Source organism: Lutispora thermophila DSM 19022, assembly GCF_900142105.1.
Classification (GTDB): domain Bacteria; phylum Bacillota; class Clostridia; order Lutisporales; family Lutisporaceae; genus Lutispora; species Lutispora thermophila.
Genome location: NZ_FQZS01000036.1, coordinates 1 through 19,620, shown reverse-complemented (window position 1 = coordinate 19,620; position 19,620 = coordinate 1). Strand labels below are relative to the sequence as shown.

General features: G+C 34.7%; 16 protein-coding genes. 15 read left to right on the top strand and 1 reads right to left on the bottom strand.

What is annotated here, in order from left to right; all coding sequences use genetic code 11:
• Positions 1-668, bottom strand: a 668-nt coding sequence (locus BUB48_RS16420) for a hypothetical protein (protein ID WP_139250021.1), incomplete at its 3' end; no start/stop codon positions are given.
• Between the two features lie 29 nt (positions 669-697).
• Between BUB48_RS16420 and BUB48_RS16415 the strand changes: the two genes are divergently transcribed.
• The 15 genes from BUB48_RS16415 to BUB48_RS16345 all read left to right on the top strand — a co-directional run.
• Positions 698-910: a hypothetical protein gene (locus BUB48_RS16415; RefSeq protein WP_073027823.1), complete on the top strand. Its 213-nt coding sequence runs from the start codon at positions 698-700 to the stop codon at positions 908-910.
• A gap of 213 nt (positions 911-1,123) precedes the next feature.
• A complete protein-coding gene (locus BUB48_RS16410) occupies positions 1,124-1,600 on the top strand; it encodes a hypothetical protein (RefSeq protein WP_073027820.1) in 477 nt (158 codons plus the stop codon).
• A complete protein-coding gene (locus BUB48_RS16405) occupies positions 1,561-1,806 on the top strand; it encodes a hypothetical protein (protein ID WP_073027818.1) in 246 nt (81 codons plus the stop codon). Before BUB48_RS16410 ends, BUB48_RS16405 begins: the two co-directional genes overlap by 40 nt.
• Before the next feature lie 330 nt (positions 1,807-2,136).
• Positions 2,137-3,453, top strand: a complete 1,317-nt coding sequence (locus tag BUB48_RS16400) for an S-layer homology domain-containing protein (RefSeq protein ID WP_073027815.1) — start codon at positions 2,137-2,139, stop codon at positions 3,451-3,453.
• 13 nt (positions 3,454-3,466) lie between these two features.
• On the top strand, positions 3,467-9,124 hold the full coding sequence (locus tag BUB48_RS16395; protein ID WP_073027813.1) for a hypothetical protein: 5,658 nt from the start codon (positions 3,467-3,469) through the stop codon (positions 9,122-9,124).
• Positions 9,125-9,301: 177 nt separating this feature from the next.
• Positions 9,302-10,132: a hypothetical protein gene (locus BUB48_RS16390; RefSeq protein ID WP_073027810.1), complete on the top strand. Its 831-nt coding sequence runs from the start codon at positions 9,302-9,304 to the stop codon at positions 10,130-10,132.
• Positions 10,133-10,295: 163 nt separating this feature from the next.
• On the top strand, positions 10,296-11,228 hold the full coding sequence (locus tag BUB48_RS16385) for a DUF3991 and toprim domain-containing protein (protein ID WP_073027807.1): 933 nt from the start codon (positions 10,296-10,298) through the stop codon (positions 11,226-11,228).
• Positions 11,229-11,626: 398 nt separating this feature from the next.
• Positions 11,627-12,460 carry a Fic family protein gene (locus tag BUB48_RS16380; RefSeq protein WP_073027805.1) on the top strand — a complete coding sequence of 278 codons (834 nt, stop codon included), beginning with the start codon at positions 11,627-11,629 and terminating at the stop codon, positions 12,458-12,460.
• A 314-nt stretch (positions 12,461-12,774) separates the two neighbouring features.
• Positions 12,775-13,449 carry a hypothetical protein gene (locus BUB48_RS16375; protein WP_073027803.1) on the top strand — a complete coding sequence of 225 codons (675 nt, stop codon included), beginning with the start codon at positions 12,775-12,777 and terminating at the stop codon, positions 13,447-13,449.
• A complete protein-coding gene (locus tag BUB48_RS16370) occupies positions 13,446-13,937 on the top strand; it encodes a MobC family plasmid mobilization relaxosome protein (RefSeq protein WP_084524771.1) in 492 nt (163 codons plus the stop codon). The genes BUB48_RS16375 and BUB48_RS16370 overlap by 4 nt, the downstream gene beginning before the upstream one ends.
• Complete coding sequence (locus BUB48_RS16365) at positions 13,924-15,564, top strand: relaxase/mobilization nuclease domain-containing protein (RefSeq protein WP_073027801.1); 1,641 nt, start codon at positions 13,924-13,926, stop codon at positions 15,562-15,564. The genes BUB48_RS16370 and BUB48_RS16365 overlap by 14 nt, the downstream gene beginning before the upstream one ends.
• Before the next feature lie 2 nt (positions 15,565-15,566).
• Positions 15,567-16,943, top strand: coding sequence for a winged helix-turn-helix domain-containing protein (locus tag BUB48_RS16360; RefSeq protein WP_073027799.1), 1,377 nt, complete (start codon positions 15,567-15,569; stop codon positions 16,941-16,943).
• 53 nt (positions 16,944-16,996) lie between these two features.
• Complete coding sequence (locus tag BUB48_RS16355) at positions 16,997-18,811, top strand: VirD4-like conjugal transfer protein, CD1115 family (RefSeq protein ID WP_084524769.1); 1,815 nt, start codon at positions 16,997-16,999, stop codon at positions 18,809-18,811.
• A gap of 4 nt (positions 18,812-18,815) precedes the next feature.
• On the top strand, positions 18,816-19,145 hold the full coding sequence (locus BUB48_RS16350; protein WP_073027794.1) for a hypothetical protein: 330 nt from the start codon (positions 18,816-18,818) through the stop codon (positions 19,143-19,145).
• Positions 19,146-19,158: 13 nt separating this feature from the next.
• On the top strand, positions 19,159-19,620 hold a 462-nt coding region (locus BUB48_RS16345; protein WP_139250020.1), incomplete at its 3' end, for a hypothetical protein.

The window sequence follows — 19,620 nt, the reverse complement described above, 5'->3', positions numbered from 1 at the left end:
AAATCTGCTATATAAAATGCAGTACCATAACTGAATATAAATAATATAACTGGTAAAATAAATTCTTGAAATATCAATAGATAACCAAATTGTAAAAAATGTTTATATGTAAGAATAATTAAAAATAGAGAAATAAAAACAATCGTCAACACCTTAAATATTTTTTTGATTATATTTCTTGTACTTTTATTACTATTTTTCCTATACTTTAAATCTACATCTTGAAAAACCTTTTCGTAACAAGACGAAAGAATTGCATATTCTCTTGCAAGATATTTTACCAGTGTTTCTTTATATTTTTTTAGCTTATCTATTTGTGATTTATAATTATCAGACTCCTCAATATGTTCAATTTTGCTTTCGATTTCAATAATTATTATTAATAATTTTCTTGTATTTATATCAATAAGATAGCTATAATTAATTATCTTAGACATCATATCCTCATCATAAGTAATCATATAATTTGGATCAACAGAGTATTTAAGATATAGAGGAGCATAGAAGTATTCCAACTTATCTTTTATCATTTTATGATAATCAGTTTTATTTTTTTGACTGTTTTGATATATGTAGTTAATGGCACCAACTATAATACCTATTAAAGCCACAATACTTGTTATTGTTGAAGCTATAATAGCGCTATCTGAAAAAATTTTATCTATCAAGTTTATCACCACTTTTTAGGAGGTAATATATGAATATATCACTAGATATTATAATTATAATATTACTTTATCTAATAATCTCAATTCCTGCGTCCATTATGGCTCAAAAAATGAAAGATGGATATATGGGTTTAGGTCATTATATAGTTGCAATATTTATAATAGCTCCTATAACAACAGGTATTTTTTTAGTTATAGGAAAACTATGTATGTTCTTAATAAAATGGCTTACAACTGTTTGAAATTGATTGTAGTTTACACATTATAACATAATTCTACATAACTATTATTTGTAAATCAAGGAGGATTAAGTGAAAAAATATATTCTATAAGGTTTATATGGACATATGGGTCATAATGGTATATTATATAAGTAAAAAGCATATCCTTATAACTAGAGAAATAATAGGGAGAGTGAATGTAAGGGTATGTGTAACTATAAGAGGGTGAAATATATGGATGCAATATTTAAAGAAAAATCTATCAGTTCTACTAAACAGGAGTTTCCTAGCATTTTCAGACAAGCATTAAAGGGTTTTGAAATAATTACCGGCAATCAAAAAAGCAATAATGAGGAAACGGTGTCCATAATATCAACCAAACTGTTGGAAGATATTATTGATACTGCATACAAATTTAATCCTGTGATAGAACCTGATGAAGATGGATTAGGATATACGGTTGCACTAGATGAAGTAATGGTTTTCGGAGATGGAGACACTTTAGAAGAAGCCTTTTATGATTTAGTTGAAAACTTAATAGAATATGCCATGTTGTACCTTGAAAAAGTTGACTTCTATAGACAGGTAGATAATAGAAAAGGCCATTATCCCTATCTTAGAAGAGTTGCAAAATGCACTAATAGGGATGAAGTATTGGAGGTTATACTGGAATGCCGTACAGATTTACAACAGGCGATATTAAAAAAATAGCAAGAAGATTAGGACTTCAAAAAATAAGGGATAAGGTATGGAGCGGCATAGACATTAACGGCCAGTTTCTTCAAACCTATATACATGACCATGGCGATGGCGTACAGGTTAAAACTGGAACAGCAAAAAGACAAGCAGAGCAAATGGGTTTTAAAGATTTAGAAGACATGTATGACTTTCTCAAAGACAATAAGCGTACTAGGTAAATGCTTAAAGATAATATTAGGAGATAACATAGTATGAGTCCATAAGTTCTATACTTATGTTCGGCATGTTTATATTTTTTATTATTAATCAAATTTTCTTCTCAGCAAATGTATATGTTGATTCTAGTTCAATAGCTGAAAGACTGAAAACATATTTGAAGAGATAGCATAGGCAATACTATGTTGTCTCTTTTTTAGTTGAAAAACCCTGATTGAGGAAGTTAATAAAAAAGTATATAAATATTTCCAAAATAACTTTAATTTTTACTGATTATGACATACTCCTATAGTATAATCTATTTTAGAATACCAGATCAGGAGGTCTATTGTATGAGAACCAAGAGAATAATATCGATGATTTTAATTATAACTCTCATGTTTTCTTTCTCAGCAAGTGTTTATGCTGACTCTGACTCAATAGCTGAAAGCCTCAAAAACATAATGACGAATATAAAAAACATAATTAAGGAAGTAATAAAGGTATTCAATGATGTGGAAGAAAACGACTGGTTTGCTGAAAATGTGTCCATGCTGTACAAGCTAGGGATTATTAACGGCAAGCCGCAAAAAGATGGAACTTATATATTTGATCCAACGGCATTAGTCTCAAAATCAGAATTTACTAAGATGCTTGTCGCTGCTATGAAATATAACATCGTTGATGGTAATACATTTAATGATATTGGCTATGAAAAGCATTGGGCAAAAAAATACATAGAAACAGCAGTCTTTGAAGGTATCATTAATCGAGAAGAAGAAGGAGAAAATTATTGGCCAAACATACCTATAAAGCGAAAAGATATGGCATTGATGATGTTCAGAGCCTTAAACCTTGAATCATCTATAAATGAGTCACCATTTCCAGATGTAGACGAAGGATTTATTACAAAGTTGCATGAAGAATATCTCATTATGGGAATACCGTCTAGCAAATCAACAATATTCAAGCCTGATGGACTAACAACAAGAGCTGAAGCAGCTGCTATAATATCCAGGATGTTAGAATACAAGGAAAATCCAAAGGAATATAAGAAAAAGATGCAATGGAATGAAGTAACGGAAGACGGAGTCCCCATGAGGTTGTATCTCATGGAGATAGACGGTAAAACCATTGAAGAAAGAAGAGAAGATTTATTTACCCAACTTAATTATCCATCACCGCCATGGAAAAATTATAGCTATAAGTATTTTAATATGTCATCAGAAGAATTAGCTAAATATATGTATAAAACAGCAAAAACATATATGGGTATTGAATATAACATTGACTACCGAAACATAGATGAAACCTATGAAGAAAATATCAAGGATGTAATATCTAAAAACAATTGGGGAAAATACATTGCTTATGACATACGTGATTTTAAAGAAAGAAAAATTATGTTGAAGTCAGTATTTTATACAGCAGAAAATTTACTTTTTTACAGTGATGGGCATTTCTATTTAAGAGGAACTTTAAAATTTAAATATTCAGAGCCAACATTGAAAAGTTATTTAGAAAGTATTAAAGATATAAATGGTAATTCTTTAAAGGCAGACCAATGGTATGAACAAGATGTAGATGTCCAGATAGGAAGGGATCCTGCTAGATCATCATATATTGTTGTGTATAAGGTTAAGAATTTAAATAATCCAAAACCAATATAAAGCAGGTGATTTGATGAAGAGAATAATAGCTATACTTCTTATTATCAGTTTGATTTTACCTATTTTACCTGTTTATGCAACTGGTAAAGTGATTGATATTGCTTATAGAAATATAAACGGTGAGGATTATGCCTACGCTTCTTTCAACACTACAGTTACACCAGGTACCACACCAATACGTTTTGGTACTTTTGGCTGGAATATAAGCTTTAATGGATATAAGTTTCTTTATGAAATAGATTATAACCCAAACATAAGCATTGATTATCAAATACCTTTGGTGGATGGCTCAGGTTTATCAAGACCTTCCATTCAATCCAGGATAAGAGCAAAGTATGGTGAAAATTCGGCAATATATAAAGCCTGGATGGAATTAATGGAAACAGGTGGTACTATAACCTTTGATGCTTCTATACACAGGTTAGATTATGGGAAAATAACTGGACCAAGAGCAAATACTTTAGAAGAAGCACTTGCACTAGCTGATTGGGGTTCAAATACAAGAAGGGAATTAGCAGAAGAATATTATGACAGAAATGCTTATGTACAACCACAACCTGTAAAAAACAATGAAGTACAGGCTAGTTTTAAAATTTTCTACAAAGGAAATGATGTAACCAATAATTCAAATAAACCCGCATTAAAAGATCCGGATAATTTAAAACTTGTGTTGCAAGATTCAAGCATTGTAAAAGATAGATCTGATCCTATAATTGAATGGAGATGGTATTATTGGTATAACGGATGGATAAGTTTGGACGGAATGAGCGGTGTCCAGATTAGTGAAGATAAGGTTGCTATAGATGATATGGACGGTGACTTGCCTGGTAGTTTACCATTGAGAAAAGGCTTTAAGCTAGAAGTTGTTACTGCAAGCGGTTTAGAAGCCTATGCAACGGCAGAAGCATATTTCAAGCAGGTTGATGGAGATATAACAGTATATTATAAAGATGTCTCGAATGATGAAGACTTGTATGACCCGACATACATGAAAAATCTCAGATATGGGACATATACAATAAATGCGAAACCAGAACCGCAAGATTACAAACTTATAACCAAAAGTCCCGTACAAGTAAAAATAAGTGCAACAAACCCAAGTGAAAGGGTTTATTTTTTTTACAAAAAACAATCTGAGGAAGGAAAGGCAGGAACCATTGTAGCATACTATAAGGATAAGCAAACAAATCTTGATATAATGCCGACAAATGTTTATAGCGGTTTGGAATTTGGAATACATCAGATTGATGCAGCACCAGCACCGGAGAAGTACACTTTGGAAACACCAAGCCCTCAAATGGTTGAGATTACTCAAGAAAAACCTTTTAAGGAAGTTATTTTCTACTATAAAGGCGATTCAAGCCTATATAATTTACCGCCTACAGCTGTAATAGATGCTCCTGATTGGGTTTATGCAGGAGAAGAATTTCATGTAAGCGGAAAGAGAAGCTATGACAGAGATGGCTTCATTGCAGGTTATCAGTGGGAGTATGACAATGAATATACAGGTTGTACCTTATCCGACAAAAAAGAGGGCTACATATGGTTCGACTATATGAATAACGGTCGTATTGAACTGACGGTTAGGGACAACAAAGGAGCAACGGACACGGCAAGACATTATGTGGATATACTTCCGCCAATACCTGTTGCGAGAATTACGCCTTCTGGAAAGCTGAAAGTAAACAGGAAGGTAACTATAAGTGCAGCCAACAGCTGGTCGCCCAGGCATTATCCAATAGACCATAATAGGAATGAATGGAAATTTAGTATTCCTGATATGAAGTATAAAGGTATATTTTCAGGTGAGAGTAAAGATGTGCTTTTTAAGCAACCAGGATCAAAAGAATTTTATCTAAAAGTATGGAATACCTATTCAGATCCAACCGTTCTGAATGGGTTTAGCGGAGAAATTACGGATGATTTCAACATACAGCCTGATTTAGCACCCGTTGCAGATTTTTCTGTACCATCTGTAGTATTGCGTGACCCGAAAAATGAGAACAAGGCTACTTTAATTTTGAAAAATATGAGTAAATCTTTGGATGGAGATGTTATAGGCAAGACTGTAATGTTCTATGCTTATGACAGCAACAATGACGGCAAATTTGACAATGAAACCTGGTACTATTGTACAGACGGCAAGACATGGCAACCTGTAGGTATGCCATATGACAAGATAAAGACTGACTTTGATATATATACAAGAGGGGCAAGCAATCCGGAAAAATTTGAGCTTGTTGTTGACAGAAACAGTGTAGGTAAATATAAATTTGAAGCAATGACTATGGAAGATATTCCGGAAGAAGAAACTATAAAAGAGTTTCTTTCGCCTTCTGATTATTTGAGAGCTGATACTTTTTCAAGCAAACCTGAAAGCGAAAAAATATGTGACGTAAGAAACATCGCCCCAACTATTGATTTTGAGGTTAAGAAGATTATTCCCGTTGACTTGGTGGTTGTTACGGATTACATTCAAGACTATGATAATCTTCTATCTGCTATAGAAGTTTTTAGATCAAAGGCATTGCCCTTTGATGTTGAGCCTAAAATTCACATTGTTACGGAGAAGAAAGAGAATGTTGGTACAAGGAAAGTGGACAAATATATATGGAGCAGGTACATAAATATCAATATAAATGGACCTGCATATAACTCATATTATAATTTCCACTTCAATACAAACATAAAGCTTGGATTGGAAAGCATTGAGTTGTTTGATGGTGAGGAAGAATTTCCTGACAGATCAAAATACACTTATAAAATTGATAACTGGTATATAAGCAGTTATGACAATAAAAGCGGCTCAATAACGTATCATTATATTCACGTTGATTATAGCGTTTACTACAATGGGCAATTCCAGAAATATGAAAGCAAAGAAATAAATTTTGCTCATGGGCAATACTTTAATGGATTAGGTACTTTCTTTGAAAATTACAACGATCTGAAAGTTACATTTGATACCTCACAGACAAAAACATTTGTAAAGGCTGAAGAACCTTTTAGTTCACAAAGGAGACCTTTTAATACCATAGATGTTGACAGAATAAAAAGCCTTAACATTGATGGCGATAGCAACAAATATATTCTATTCTGTGTAGATAATTACTATAACGTTGTTGAAATTGATACAGCGTTGAAAGACTACTTAAATTTAAATAATTTTGGAATATATATTGTTGCTTCCGACAAGGTATTAAAAGAAACAGTATTGACGGGACCCTGGGACGATATTTATTATGTCAATGGAAAAAAGGCATATCTACAAGGCAACAAGTTATATCAATACGAAGGTAAATTATTGAAAGAGATTCCATTAGTGGGGAGAAACGAACCTATAGCAAATGATAGCATAACCATTAGTATGCATGACTTTGGAGAAAGATATTGGTACAGCAGAAGTGATGAAGCTATTAAAAGTGAAAAGCTATATGAAAATAAATATAATGTGACTGTTGAAATTATAAATGGCAAAGTAACTGTTGAAGGCAATACACGCAAAACAACTATAGATAATGTAAAAGCACTTTATAAAATAGGAGATTATTATATAATCGAAAGAACAAACGGCGATATATATTATTTCTATCGTTATGTTGCAGTTAGCTTTAATGACATGATTTTGTATCAATCTATGGGTTTGTCTGATGTGCAAAAGCTGGAAGGAGCAAAAGGGGTTAAAGCTACTTACACCATTTCTTATACAAAGGAATATGATCATTATTACAAAATTTACTGTCCTACAATACCGGCTGTTAATTCATATTTAGTTGACAGTAGAAACAACCTGTTTGAAGCAACGAGCAGAGGTTCATTTACGTCAATGTTCTATCATGAAAACGATGCTTATTACTATATATGCAACTCCACTTCCGGCAATGGTGGTTTCACCAAGATAAAATCAGGCGGTTTCATAGACTTTAAGCCGGTTAAAGAGTCTTTCACAGGCTCATACATTGATAAATATTATAACAGAAAAGAATATACGTATAATGAGATAAAGATAGAATATATTACCTCATCAGAATTAAGAAAGAAAATTCCAACCGACCTGGATATTGATATGAACTCAGACAGAGACTTTATTTCTCTTGCAAAGTTGATAAGCGGCAGCTTGAAAGGAAATACCTATGGAGCAAAAGAATATCAAAAAGCGTTAGATGATATTCTTAATGATATATCAGGATTAAGGGGAGCTTCTGCAACATATTTATTGCTCAATGAAAAGATTAAATACGAAATACAATACAGCGATTATGAATCGGACCCAGAAAACATTAGAATATGGAAATATAATCATGATCCATATTATTTTGAAAACAGCATGGGCTTAGATCCAAAAAGCGGTAAGGAAATAACAGAGCCGATTACAAGCTTCTCCAAAGTTGGAAAGTTTGAAGCCACCCTAAAGACTCAAGATAGGCCAAAGGATAATGCACTGTTTAAGAACTACTGGATGTGGTCTGCTGAGAAAAAAGCAAACATATACGTTCACAGAAAGCCTATAGCCTTAATAAAATTGAATATTACACCCAATGGCAGGTATTTCAGGATTGAAGCAATAGACGGAGGTTCTTACGATCTTGATCATGAAAGCCGTCCTGATAAGGGAATTGTTGCTAGGGAATGGAAGTGGAAAGAGTTATATGACGACACCTGGAAGAACGAAAGACTTAACAAGTCGGATTGTTCAAAAGATTCAACATACCAAGTTGCTTTAAGGGTTAAAGACCTTGAAGGGGTATGGTCAGACTGGACGATAGAAACAGTAGACAATAAGCAACCGCCTGTAGCAAAGTTTGATATTATGAAAAACCCTATAACTAATCTTGAATTGCCACAGATAATCGACTCATCCTATGCCATAATGAGCAATCTCACATATTGGCATTGGATAGTCAAAAAGATTAATGACAATGGTACAATAGGAGCGATATTACAGGATGTAAAAGTAACAAAGAGCAATACAGGGCCGGGAGGTTGTGATACAACATTAGACCTCACAAGAACCAATCCGGGAGTTGGTAGATATAGAATCTATCTGAGGGTTAAGGCGGATAACGGGCTATGGAGTGACGGAGGAACAGATGCCGCGCCGAATATAAGCAAAATGTTCTACAGGGATTTAACTGTAAATCAGGCATTAGATATAAGGGATATATCTATATCAGGCAGATGGAACCATTTCAGAGGATGGACAGACAAGTTCGGAGTATATAAAGGTGTGATGAAAGATGTAACATATGTTGATGAAAGGGGGAAAACCTGCTATCCATACAGATTCCTAAGCTATGAAAAGATAGATATATCAATCAAGCTGGAAGGATATGTAGATAAAGTAATAATAGACTTTCCAGATGGATTGGACAGGATGACATATACGGACAAGCTGGGATATACCTATAGTTATAGAGAAGATGTAGGATATATGGTAAGTTTCCCCTACGAGATAGAGATAGATCCTACACTGAAAGATCCGGAAATAAGTTGGAGTTATATACTGCCATTGGTGGATTCGACAGTTACATGGAACAACATAAGGGTGAAGCAGCCATATACAATAAGGATAACAGCGATTAAAGGGACATATGAAGTAATCCAGGAGAAAAAGATAGATATTACCGGTAATGTTGATGATTTAATCTTTATTCAGCCAGTAGCGAGATAAGTGAACCCCGGCAGAGTTTTAACTTTGAAACACTGCCGGGGATTTGTTCAGATAATAGTTTTTATTCTTAACATTTATGTAAATGGTGTTATTCTACATAATTTACATATAAAAAACTTTTAGGTAAAATATAGGTATGATTAATAGAGTTTTGCTTAAAAATTGAGGTGAGAAAGCATGACATATCCATTTGTGAAAAGATTAAGGTATAAAATGGAGAGTTATAATAATATTGCTTATAAAGATAACTGTGATCCTATTTATTATGAAACAGAAATCTATAAAGTTAGTTTAGAGAATAAAATATTAGTATGTGATTTTAAAGTATATTATTCTTCAATAGAAGATGCAAGGGAAGAGATTGAAAAATTACTAAGATCATGGGAAATTGATGCTGGTTTAAACCATGGTGTTGGTGCTTTGAAGTTTAAGTTTTTAGATGCAGATATAATTGATAGAGATATAACGGATAGAGATATAAATGAAGAAAATATTCTTGATGGAGACATTCTTGACAAAAAAGTGATAAATAAACGTAGCATAACAGTTAATGCATCTGTCACATTGAATGCAAGTGTTAGTATTCGCGTAATTAAAGGTAAATATCCTGATGTTCCTGTTAGTTTTCAAACCAATCCATATGTTGAAATTGCTTGGATGAGATATGTGAAGTATTTGGAAGGGAAAGAGCCATTATTAAGTATGGCATATTTTATATATAGTTTATTACAAGGTCTTTCAGGTGGAACACATTATATAAGAGAAAAATATAAGATAAGTAAAAAAGTAATTGATAAGCTAGCTGTGTTAATATCAGAAAGAGGCGATTATTACACAGCTAGAAAAGGTAAAAAACTTAAATTTATACCATTACAAAATGATGAAATACAATGGATTGAAGCTTGTATTAAAATGATAATAAGACGATTAGGCGAGTATGAGAAAAACCCTAATGATTTGGTATTTATAACTATGGATAGCTTACCTAAATTAGGAGAGAAACATTAATCGTTTTAATACTTAGATAGTATAAGCTTATGCAAAAATTGAAGAGGTTATAGTAGGATATTTAAATAGTAGATTAAACGTTTTTCATGAATATTAGATAGTATATGTATGTCTGAGCCAAATGGCTCAGTCTTTTTTATTGCATTAAAAAGGAGGTTTTTTTATGTTCTACAGTAAAGAGCAAATTGAAAAAGCCAGAAATGCAGATCTTTTAACTTATCTTCAGCAAAGCGGCTATAGACTTATAAAATCCGCAAGAAATGAATATAGGCTTGAAGAGCATGATAGTCTTGTAATATCAAATAACAAGTGGTATTGGTTCTCTCGGGGCATAGGAGGTAATACCTTGGATTTTCTAATTAAATATGAGGGCAAAAGGCTTACGGAAGCTGTTGGAACGCTTATAGGGATTTACGGAAGGGAGGACAGGATTGTAAATATTAAGACTTACATTCCTGAGAAGAAAAAGGTAGTGACTGAGTTGAAACTTCCTGAGAAAAACAAGGATTGCCGCAGAGTTTATGCATATTTGATCAAGACCAGATGCCTTGATAAGGAGATTGTTAATGATATGGTGAAAGAAAAACTGATATACGAATCAAAGGATACTCATAATGTTGTTTTCCTGGGAAAAGATAAGGATGGTAATATAAAACATGCATCAATGAGAGGAACATTGTCGGATAAGTCATTTAAAGGAGATTGCCTGGGATCGGATAAAAAGTATTGCTTCAATATTAAAGGAAGAAGCGATACTCTTTTTGTTTTTGAGTCAGCAATTGACTTATTATCTCATGCGACAATTACAAAGATGAAGAAGAGAGATTATAGGGAAGATCATAGATTATCAAGCGGAGGAGTATCAAGTGTTGCATTGTTTCAATATCTTGAAGATAATCCTGGCATAAAAAATGTTGTGCTATGCCTTGATAATGATGAAGCCGGTGAAAAAGCCAAGATAAGAATAGCAAAAGAGTTATTGGAAAAAGGTTATGAGGTATCAGAGGATTTCCCGCCATCAGGGAAGGATTGGAATGAATATCTAAAAAAGTTATCAGATAGAATGAAAAATACTTCAATATTAGGTATAATATAACAAGATTATCTATGAAGTTACCCCTATGTGAAATTACAGGTGAGTGTACAAGCGAACTAAATAAAAGATGTGAAATAATGAGTATTTCCAGACTAATCAATAAGCTAGTAAGGTTGAGAAACTACCTTTGCAGACCGATAACAGTCGGTGCAAGGATTATCTTATTGAAAAATGATGAAGTAATGCAGAGGAGAACAGCGAGTTGTGATTGGTTGTAAATCATGATAAAAGAAGGAAGAAAGGATGCTTTTTTTGCTTTTGAGTCGGCAATTATTATCTCATGAAATTTTCCGGCATCAGGAGAGGACTGGAATGATATCTAAAAATATTTCAAATAGGGTGAAAAGTAAGGGTGAAAAAGATATAATATAATTGCATTCAATAAGGGAGGTAAAGGTGTGAAAAAGAGATCATTTGAAAGAATTGATTATCTTAAAGGACTGCTGGATGACAGGAGGCCTCTGGATAAAGTCGTTGTAGACAAGTTGAAAGAATATTATAAAGTGGAAATAGTATATAATTCAAATGCTATCGAGGGCAATACCCTGACCAGATTTGAAACAAAGATGGTAATTGAACAAGGGTTAACCATAGGGGAAAAAGGATTGAAAAACTATCTGGAAGCTGTTAATTTGTCTGAAGCAATGGATTTTATTGAAGAGTTGGTAAGTAATAAAGAGCCATTGACAGAAACGGTTTTGAAGCAGATTCATTATATAGTATTAAAAGAGACAGTCAAATACAATAGTCAGTACGCTGGAACATATAGAAATTTGCCTGTGGAGATATCCGGCAGCGATTTTAAGCCTCCTCAACCATATTTAGTACAGCCACAAATGGAAGAGTTATTTCAATGGTATGGCGATAATAAGAATAGATTGCATCCTGTGGAACTCGCAGCGTTATTCCATTTTAAGCTTGTTTCAATACATCCTTTTATTGATGGAAACGGAAGGACAGCAAGGCTAATTATGAACTTTATTTTGATGCAGAACGGATACCCTCCTGCTGTGGTTAAAGCTGATGAAAAAGACAAGGCTGCATATTATAAAACCCTTGAGCATGGTCAAACAACAGGAGATGTAGAACCTTTTATTGAATTTATTTGTACTTGTGTAGAGAAAACATTAGAAGGCTACTTGGAGCGTATAGGCGTTATCTATGACAAGGCTGAAAGCCAAGGACAGGCATTTAGGTCAAATAGGAATAGAGAAAACAGCCTTGAGATTTAACGAAAAGTAAGTTATGGTGACGAGTTGAATCTCTCATTGTTGAACTTATAGGAGCATCCGGATATGGAGGCTCTTTTTCTTTGGCTTCTTAGAATGTTGGATTTTTCTCTCAGCTCGTTATTATGTTGACAACGCAGGCCCGCTGGAACTTTCTTTGCAAGCAGAGACAGTATCATCAAAATGAATGCATTCTGATGAGAATGCATTCATTTTGAGATACCGTCAGCTTGTTAGGGTAAACCCTAAAACCCATCTTAGGGGTAAACCCCTAAGACCCCTGCATACTGGAAAGAAAAAATGGAAGGAGGTAGTAAATGGCAAAGACATTAGGAAACATTTCTTATAGTGATATTGTGAAAAACAGGGATAAAGTTGTAAGGAGAGAGGGTATAAACAAAGATATATTTGCAAAGCTGATGCAGAGAATTAATATATGTGGGTTTGAGAATGATGATGGCAATATCACTGCATATTTTAATTCAGATGATCTTGAGGTATTCGACGCTATAGTAAGCAATTCTGACAAGTATAACGATTTTAATATGGTTGCAGATAGACTGGATAGAGTGGACGAGAAGCTTAAATGTATATATGAAGCTCTGTCAATAGATGATTCAGGAAAAGGATTGAATGAAGAAATAAGAACAATAAATGAAAGGCTGGAGGCATTAACGGAATATGTATCTGAATACTATAGAATTATTAATGAAATCAAAGACAGTAATTTTAATAATAGCAAAAGCAGTTCCTCTGTTATTGAAGTTGACGGATGCGGCAAAAGGATGGATGAATTGCTGGACAGGTTTGACGGGCTATATGGAGACATGGTAAGAAATATGGCATATTTAAGAAACGATTTAAAAATTAAAATTGGTCAGAAGTCTGTTTCCAAATGGAAAAAGGCTTTTTTTATTTACCTTTTTGGAGCATTGTCTGCTGCAGCTATACTGATCATGTTTGAAAAATATATACCGGGGTGGTTTTTATGAGGCATATTCAAATAAGGCTTACTGATGAAGAGTTTGATTTATTTGAGAAATATCGAAATGGCATACCTAAGCAAACATATTGTAAGAAGAAGATCCTTTGTGAGCCAATAGATGAACCTGATTTTGAAAGCAATATAGCTTTGAATGATGAAGAGCCGGACTTTTATTTTCATGTACATTTTAAGCTATCACCAAAGGAAAGGGATTTGATAGATAAGCTTAAAGGGGATATGACACTGCAGGAGTTTTGCAGATATGCAGTATTGAACAAGAAGATCATAAACCTGGATGAACTGAAGGAAGTGAAATATCAGATATCTAAAATCGGAAACAACATAAATCAGATAGCTAGGGTAGCCAATCAGATTGGCGTCATAGAAAAGTCCGATATTGATAGTATAACGGAAGAATTCAGGAAGCTGACGAAAAGCATTAAAGAAGCAGAAGACAAAATTAAAGAAAGGCTTGATTGCTATGCCACATATTAAACCTATTCCAATCGGCCAAGGTAAGCATTTAAAAAAATCTCTGGTATATATCACAAATCCTTTAAAGGCACCTTATACAACTGCTATAAATTGCCCGGACGATATAGATGCTTCTATTAGCTTGTTTAGAATGTTTAAGGATTTTCGTCCGGATGCAATAAAAGATAAGGAAAAAATAGCTCATCATTATGAGCAGTCTTTTGAACCAGGAACGGTTTCAGCAAAGGAAGCACATGATATAGGCGTAGAGCTTGCCAAAATTATTGCTCCGGGGTATATGTGCCATGTAGCAACTCATACGGATAGACATCATATTCATAACCATATAATAATATTCGCAGTGCATCCTGAGACAGGATACAAATACCGGCATGTTTGGGATCAATACAAGTTCATTCAGGAACAATCTGATGCAATATGTATAGAACGTGGAATAAGTGTTATTGAAAATCCAAAGAAAAGAAACCTTTCTACAGGAGAATACAGAGCAGTTGAAAGGGGTGGCAGTTGGAAGGATAAACTTGCATGGGACATAGATGATGCTGTAAAAAGTGCAACAGATAACTCAACAGGCAAGGAGGGATTTATAGACTATCTCAGGTACAAAGGCTATGAAGTTAATTGGCAGAACAAGAACATATCAATCAAGCTTCCGGGGAATAAGGCGATAAGAGTAGATAGGTTAGCTAAAACATATGGAAGCCGTTACACAAAGGAAAACATTGAAAGGAGGTTAAAAGGAGAAGAGTTAATTCCGGATGATGTGGATGGTAAAGCTGTCGCTGAGCTGCCCTTGCATATGAAGTATGGCGATACAGAACGTTTCAATGAGTATGACAGGTACTTGAACTGGTGTATGAAAAAGGGCAAGGAAGCTGTTATGGAGGTAAGAAAACGAAGCCCGCCAGATCTGGAAATATATAGACCAAGGAATAAGGAACAGAAACAGCTATCTAAAGAGGGCAAAGACAGCAGCAAAGCTTGTAACATGAGATATGAGACCAAAGAAGTAATGAAAGAGAGCAAAGAAGAGAGAAAAAAAGGCGGTGAAAGCAGGAAAATAAGGAGTTGGAAGGATAAGCTGGCCTGGGACATAGATGATGCTATAAAGATTGCAGTTGCCAATTCATCCGGAAGAGAGGGCTTCATAAGCTATCTAAGAGCTAAAGGCTATATAGTCAAATATCAGAACAAGAATATATCAATTCAAATACCCGGAAGGAAAGCCATACGTGTAGATAATCTGGCTAAAACCCATGGAAAGCAATATACAAAAGAAAACATAGAAAGGAGGCTTGAAGGGCAATATCAATACAGTTATGATAAGTTGCCAAGACTGTCTTATGAATCTGATAGAAAAGAGCATGAAGATAGTGAAACAGTAATAAGTAAGAGATGCTCGCGCAGGTGGATAAATCTCTTTGGAGGTATTAAATCATCAAATTGGAATAAATATGGCAAAACTAAGGATGAACGTGAAATTGAGAAGGAAATGGAGGAAATAGGCAGGGTTATAGGACGTGCCATCAGAAGAAAAAGGCTCAAGGCTAAAACTATAAAAGGGACATGGACTATGAGTAAGACTATTGATAAGAAAAAGAGAAGAGAAAAAGAAAGGCAGGTATAGATATGAGTGAACCTATTACAATGGAAGATGCCCATAAAGGCATTGATGAATTTGATGAATTGGTGGAAGATGTCCAAAAGCATTTGAGTGGCAGATTGGAAAAGATACAGAAGAGACTAAATTCAATTGAGGAGATGCTATCAGAAGCACAGCGAGGCGATAGAGGCAAAGGAAAAGGTTTTGGAAAAGCCAAGAAGATTACAAAGGGAGCCATGGCTGCTGTGGCAAAAAGTGCTGTTGATGTCGAACTCTTGGCTTCCCAGGAAGAAGCTGTTGGGGATATAAAGTTAGAAGCAGCGGGTTTGCTTGATCGTATAAAGAAAGCAGCTAAATCTAAGGATGCAATAACCGAGGATGAAGGACAAAAGATAGCGGAGCTTGTAGCCAAGATTAAGGATGAGTTCTTGCAGAAGGTAGAAAACTTAGAGAAGAGAATTGATGTTATAAATGACGGTATAAACTTATACGAAAAAACGGCTGGAAAGGAAAAAACGAAGAAGCCTATAGCAGAAAGCAAAGCGGAACCTATAAATGATATTGATAAGGCTTATGCCTTTATTTGCGAGATGTATGAAGATTTATCGAAACGATTTGATATTCTTGAAAAGAAGTTGGACAAGATTGAAAGGAAAATTGAAAAGGAATTGCCGGGAATAAGCTTCAAGAACAGCTCCAGGATAAAGAAATCCATGATAGGAAAGGTAATAGATGGCTTTAAGGGCTTGTTCAAGAAGGATCCACAGTTTGCAGAAGTAGCTCATAAGATAGAAAATCAAGCAAGTGAAAGAGCTGAGGAAATGGATATCGGGTATGAAGGTGATGAGCCGAGGATATACAAAGCTAAGCGTGAAAGGTTCAAATTCGGAAAGTTTGATGCAAATGTTTTGCTTCCTGCTATTGAGGATCGTACAGATGATGAATTCAAAGAAAACCTTTATAGCAAGTATTCTGATACTGATAAAGCCGATACTGAGTACGAAATGCAGAACAAGAGAATTGATAAGCTATTAGAAAAGGGATATATCGAAAAGGTAGATGGCAGGTATAGAATAACTGATAAAGGAAAAGAGGCTGCTAGAGAAGTTAATAAAGAGTTTGAATTTACTTCATATGATGTAAATGTGGTTTTTGATTACATCAATAGAAATAATGGACAGTTAAGTTTAGAAATGCTGAAAGAGGAGTTGGAGAAAGATTATAAGACAAAGGAGGAGATAGACAAGCAGTATAAATATCTGCAAAAGAGAATAAAGAGCAATTTGGAGAATGGGTATTTAGCTAAGAACTCTGAAGGAAATTATGTGATTACAGATAAAGGGAAGAGAGCTGCAGCAAAACTTAAACTTAAGAAAGACAAGGAAAACAGTATTGCGCTTTGAAGGCAAGGCTTAATGCCAAGATTCTTATAATTCAATAATTAAGAAAGAAGGTGATGGTTATTAGTGATAATCAAAACGTGATGAAAACCAGAGGTAGAAAGAAAAGCAAAACTCCGAGCATTTTAATAATGCTTTTTTTTATTGCCGCAGATATTTACCTGGTTTCTTTATACTCATATTATTACGCTTCAAATACAGATTTGAGCTTTTTTCAGATCCTTGTTATGATGTCAGACATGAAAGGACCACACATAATATTGGAACTTGCCAGGAATGCAAATATGCTCAGATTCTTTTTAATGAGCCAGCTGGTTGTCATGCCATTGTGCTATGTCCTATACATTTTAATTTTCTTGGATAGAAAAAAAGATATATCTTATCAAGGCATGGAGCAAGGCTCTGCAAAATGGGCAACGGAAAAAGACAGAAGGAATTTCAGAAGCTTTGATGGCTCAATTATCGTACAGAAAGACTTGTATATTGACCCTATGGACAGAAGGCTTAATCTGAACAGGCTTATAGTAGGCGGACCGGGTTCAGGCAAGTCTAGGTTTGAGATTAAACCTAATGTAATGCAAATGAATTCCAGTTATATAATTACGGATCCTAAGGGTGAAATATACAGGGATACGGCTTCAATGCTCGAGCAGAACGGTTACAAAGTCAGAGTGCTTAACCTGGTGGAGCCGAAGCACTCAAATTGCTACAATCCATTTGCATATATCCATGATGAGAAAGATGTTCTGATACTATGCGACACCATAATTAAGAATACTTCCGACAAAGGCGCCCATAAGGGTGATGAGTTCTGGATTCAGTCACAAAGAGCATTGCTTCAGGCCATAATATTCTATCTTATGACATTGAGGAAGGAATACAGGCATATGCACAATGTTCTACGGATTGTATCATCAGCACAGGTCATAGATGAGGATTATGAGTTTGAAGCTGATACAAGGGATCCTTTATCTGAGTTGTTTGAAGGATTACGAGACGACATCAGAAAAGATATGGCAGCCGGCAATGAAGTTAACAACTTCAAGAATCTTGCAGTGATGAATTATGATGTATTCAAGCTTGCTGCTGGTAAGACAGCAAAGAGCATTCTAGTTTCATTGGCTGTAAGGTTGAGCATATGGTCAGTGAGTGATATAACAAAGCTAATGGCTACTGATGAGATGAACATTTCAATGGCCGGATATGAGAAGACTGCAATTTTCGTAATTATTCCTGACAGTTTCAGCACATTCAATGTCATAGCTTCCATGTTCTACAGCCAAGTATTTTCTACACTGTATTATGAAGCAGACTTCAAGTGCGGAGGTTCGCTGCCTATATTAGTGCAATGCCTCCTTGATGAGTTTGCCAACATAGGACAGATACCGGACTTTGAAAAATACATTGCAACAATGAGAAGCAGAAATATTTCTGCCGTACCGGTCATTCAGGCCATGGCGCAACTGAAAAATTTATATAAGGAAACATGGGAGACCATATTGGGCTGCTGTGATACTCTTCATTTTCTGGGAACCACTGATCAGGAAACCTTGAAGTATATTTCGGATAAATTGGGCAAAGCGACTATAAAGCAATATGAAAGAAGCAGAAGCAGGGGAGCGAGAAACAGCAGATCCACCAGTGATTCCGAGCGGTCAATACAAAGGAGTCTTATGAATCCAGACGAGTTATTCAAAATGCCAAAGGAAGATAGTATAGTGTTCATAAAGGGATATCCGCCCTTTTACGGACGCAAGTATGACATAACAAGGCATCCTCAATATAGATTTGTTAATAACTCTCCTTCAGATATAAAGGAAAAGCTCAATAATGAAAATGTAAAATATAAGATCATAGAAATAGGGGGTTAATATTATGAAAAAATATAAAAGCATAATTTCCAAAAGGATATCAAAGATAGCAGCAAGCATGATAATATTAAGCAGCAGGATGACTGAAATGATTTATGCGGCACCAACAGGAGGATTGACTTCAGAAGCAGACACCAAGTTTAATCTTATTGTTAACACAATTGCGGGCTACGGCTTTAAGTTTGGCCTGCTGATTATATTTTACGGTGCAATACAAATTGGCCTTGCCTTTAAAAACGACAATCCTGATGGCAAGGTCCAGGGTGCAAGAACTGCAATAGCAGGATTGATTGTTGCTGCAGTATCCGCAGGAGCAGATAAGTTCATATCATAAGGAGCTGATTGATATGAAAAAGCTTTTAAAAATAATAGTAGTGGCAACAATAGTTGCTGCTACTATTTGCTTGTGTGTTGTGGCAGCTCCGGGTTATAGAAGCAGTGATTATGATGAAGACGAAGACGAAAGCTTTTTTGAAATGCTGACAAGAATCATTAATGATATTGCTGAATTGCCAAGGACCATAGCTCAAATGGTTGGTACTGCAATATCAGTATTGATGGAGACTACAGCAAAGGAATTTCTGCAAGGAATAAATAACATGGTGATTATGTTTTTCTCATCTCTGCAGAATTTGCTGACAGACTCAAATTTGAATCTTAACCATAGTATTGTAAAGAAAATATTTAATATATTGAGACCTACTGCTGCAACTTTTGCAGCATTGTTTTTAATAATCCAGATAACTAAAAGTGCAGCGACATTTGAAGCAATAGATATTACAAGAGTCATGAAGTATAGTCTATTCTTT

Excerpts from the sequence above, each read along its gene's own strand:
- BUB48_RS16415 (WP_073027823.1), top strand. The coding sequence starts at position 698 with ATGAATATATCACTAGATATTATAATTATAATATTACTTTATCTAATA.
- BUB48_RS16410 (WP_073027820.1), top strand. The coding sequence starts at position 1,124 with ATGGATGCAATATTTAAAGAAAAATCTATCAGTTCTACTAAACAGGAG.
- BUB48_RS16405 (WP_073027818.1), top strand. The coding sequence starts at position 1,561 with ATGCCGTACAGATTTACAACAGGCGATATTAAAAAAATAGCAAGAAGA.
- BUB48_RS16400 (WP_073027815.1), top strand. The coding sequence starts at position 2,137 with ATGAGAACCAAGAGAATAATATCGATGATTTTAATTATAACTCTCATG.
- BUB48_RS16395 (WP_073027813.1), top strand. The coding sequence starts at position 3,467 with ATGAAGAGAATAATAGCTATACTTCTTATTATCAGTTTGATTTTACCT.
- BUB48_RS16390 (WP_073027810.1), top strand. The coding sequence starts at position 9,302 with ATGACATATCCATTTGTGAAAAGATTAAGGTATAAAATGGAGAGTTAT.
- BUB48_RS16385 (WP_073027807.1), top strand. The coding sequence starts at position 10,296 with ATGTTCTACAGTAAAGAGCAAATTGAAAAAGCCAGAAATGCAGATCTT.
- BUB48_RS16375 (WP_073027803.1), top strand. The coding sequence starts at position 12,775 with ATGGCAAAGACATTAGGAAACATTTCTTATAGTGATATTGTGAAAAAC.
- BUB48_RS16370 (WP_084524771.1), top strand. The coding sequence starts at position 13,446 with ATGAGGCATATTCAAATAAGGCTTACTGATGAAGAGTTTGATTTATTT.
- BUB48_RS16365 (WP_073027801.1), top strand. The coding sequence starts at position 13,924 with ATGCCACATATTAAACCTATTCCAATCGGCCAAGGTAAGCATTTAAAA.
- BUB48_RS16360 (WP_073027799.1), top strand. The coding sequence starts at position 15,567 with ATGAGTGAACCTATTACAATGGAAGATGCCCATAAAGGCATTGATGAA.
- BUB48_RS16355 (WP_084524769.1), top strand. The coding sequence starts at position 16,997 with ATGGTTATTAGTGATAATCAAAACGTGATGAAAACCAGAGGTAGAAAG.
- BUB48_RS16350 (WP_073027794.1), top strand. The coding sequence starts at position 18,816 with ATGAAAAAATATAAAAGCATAATTTCCAAAAGGATATCAAAGATAGCA.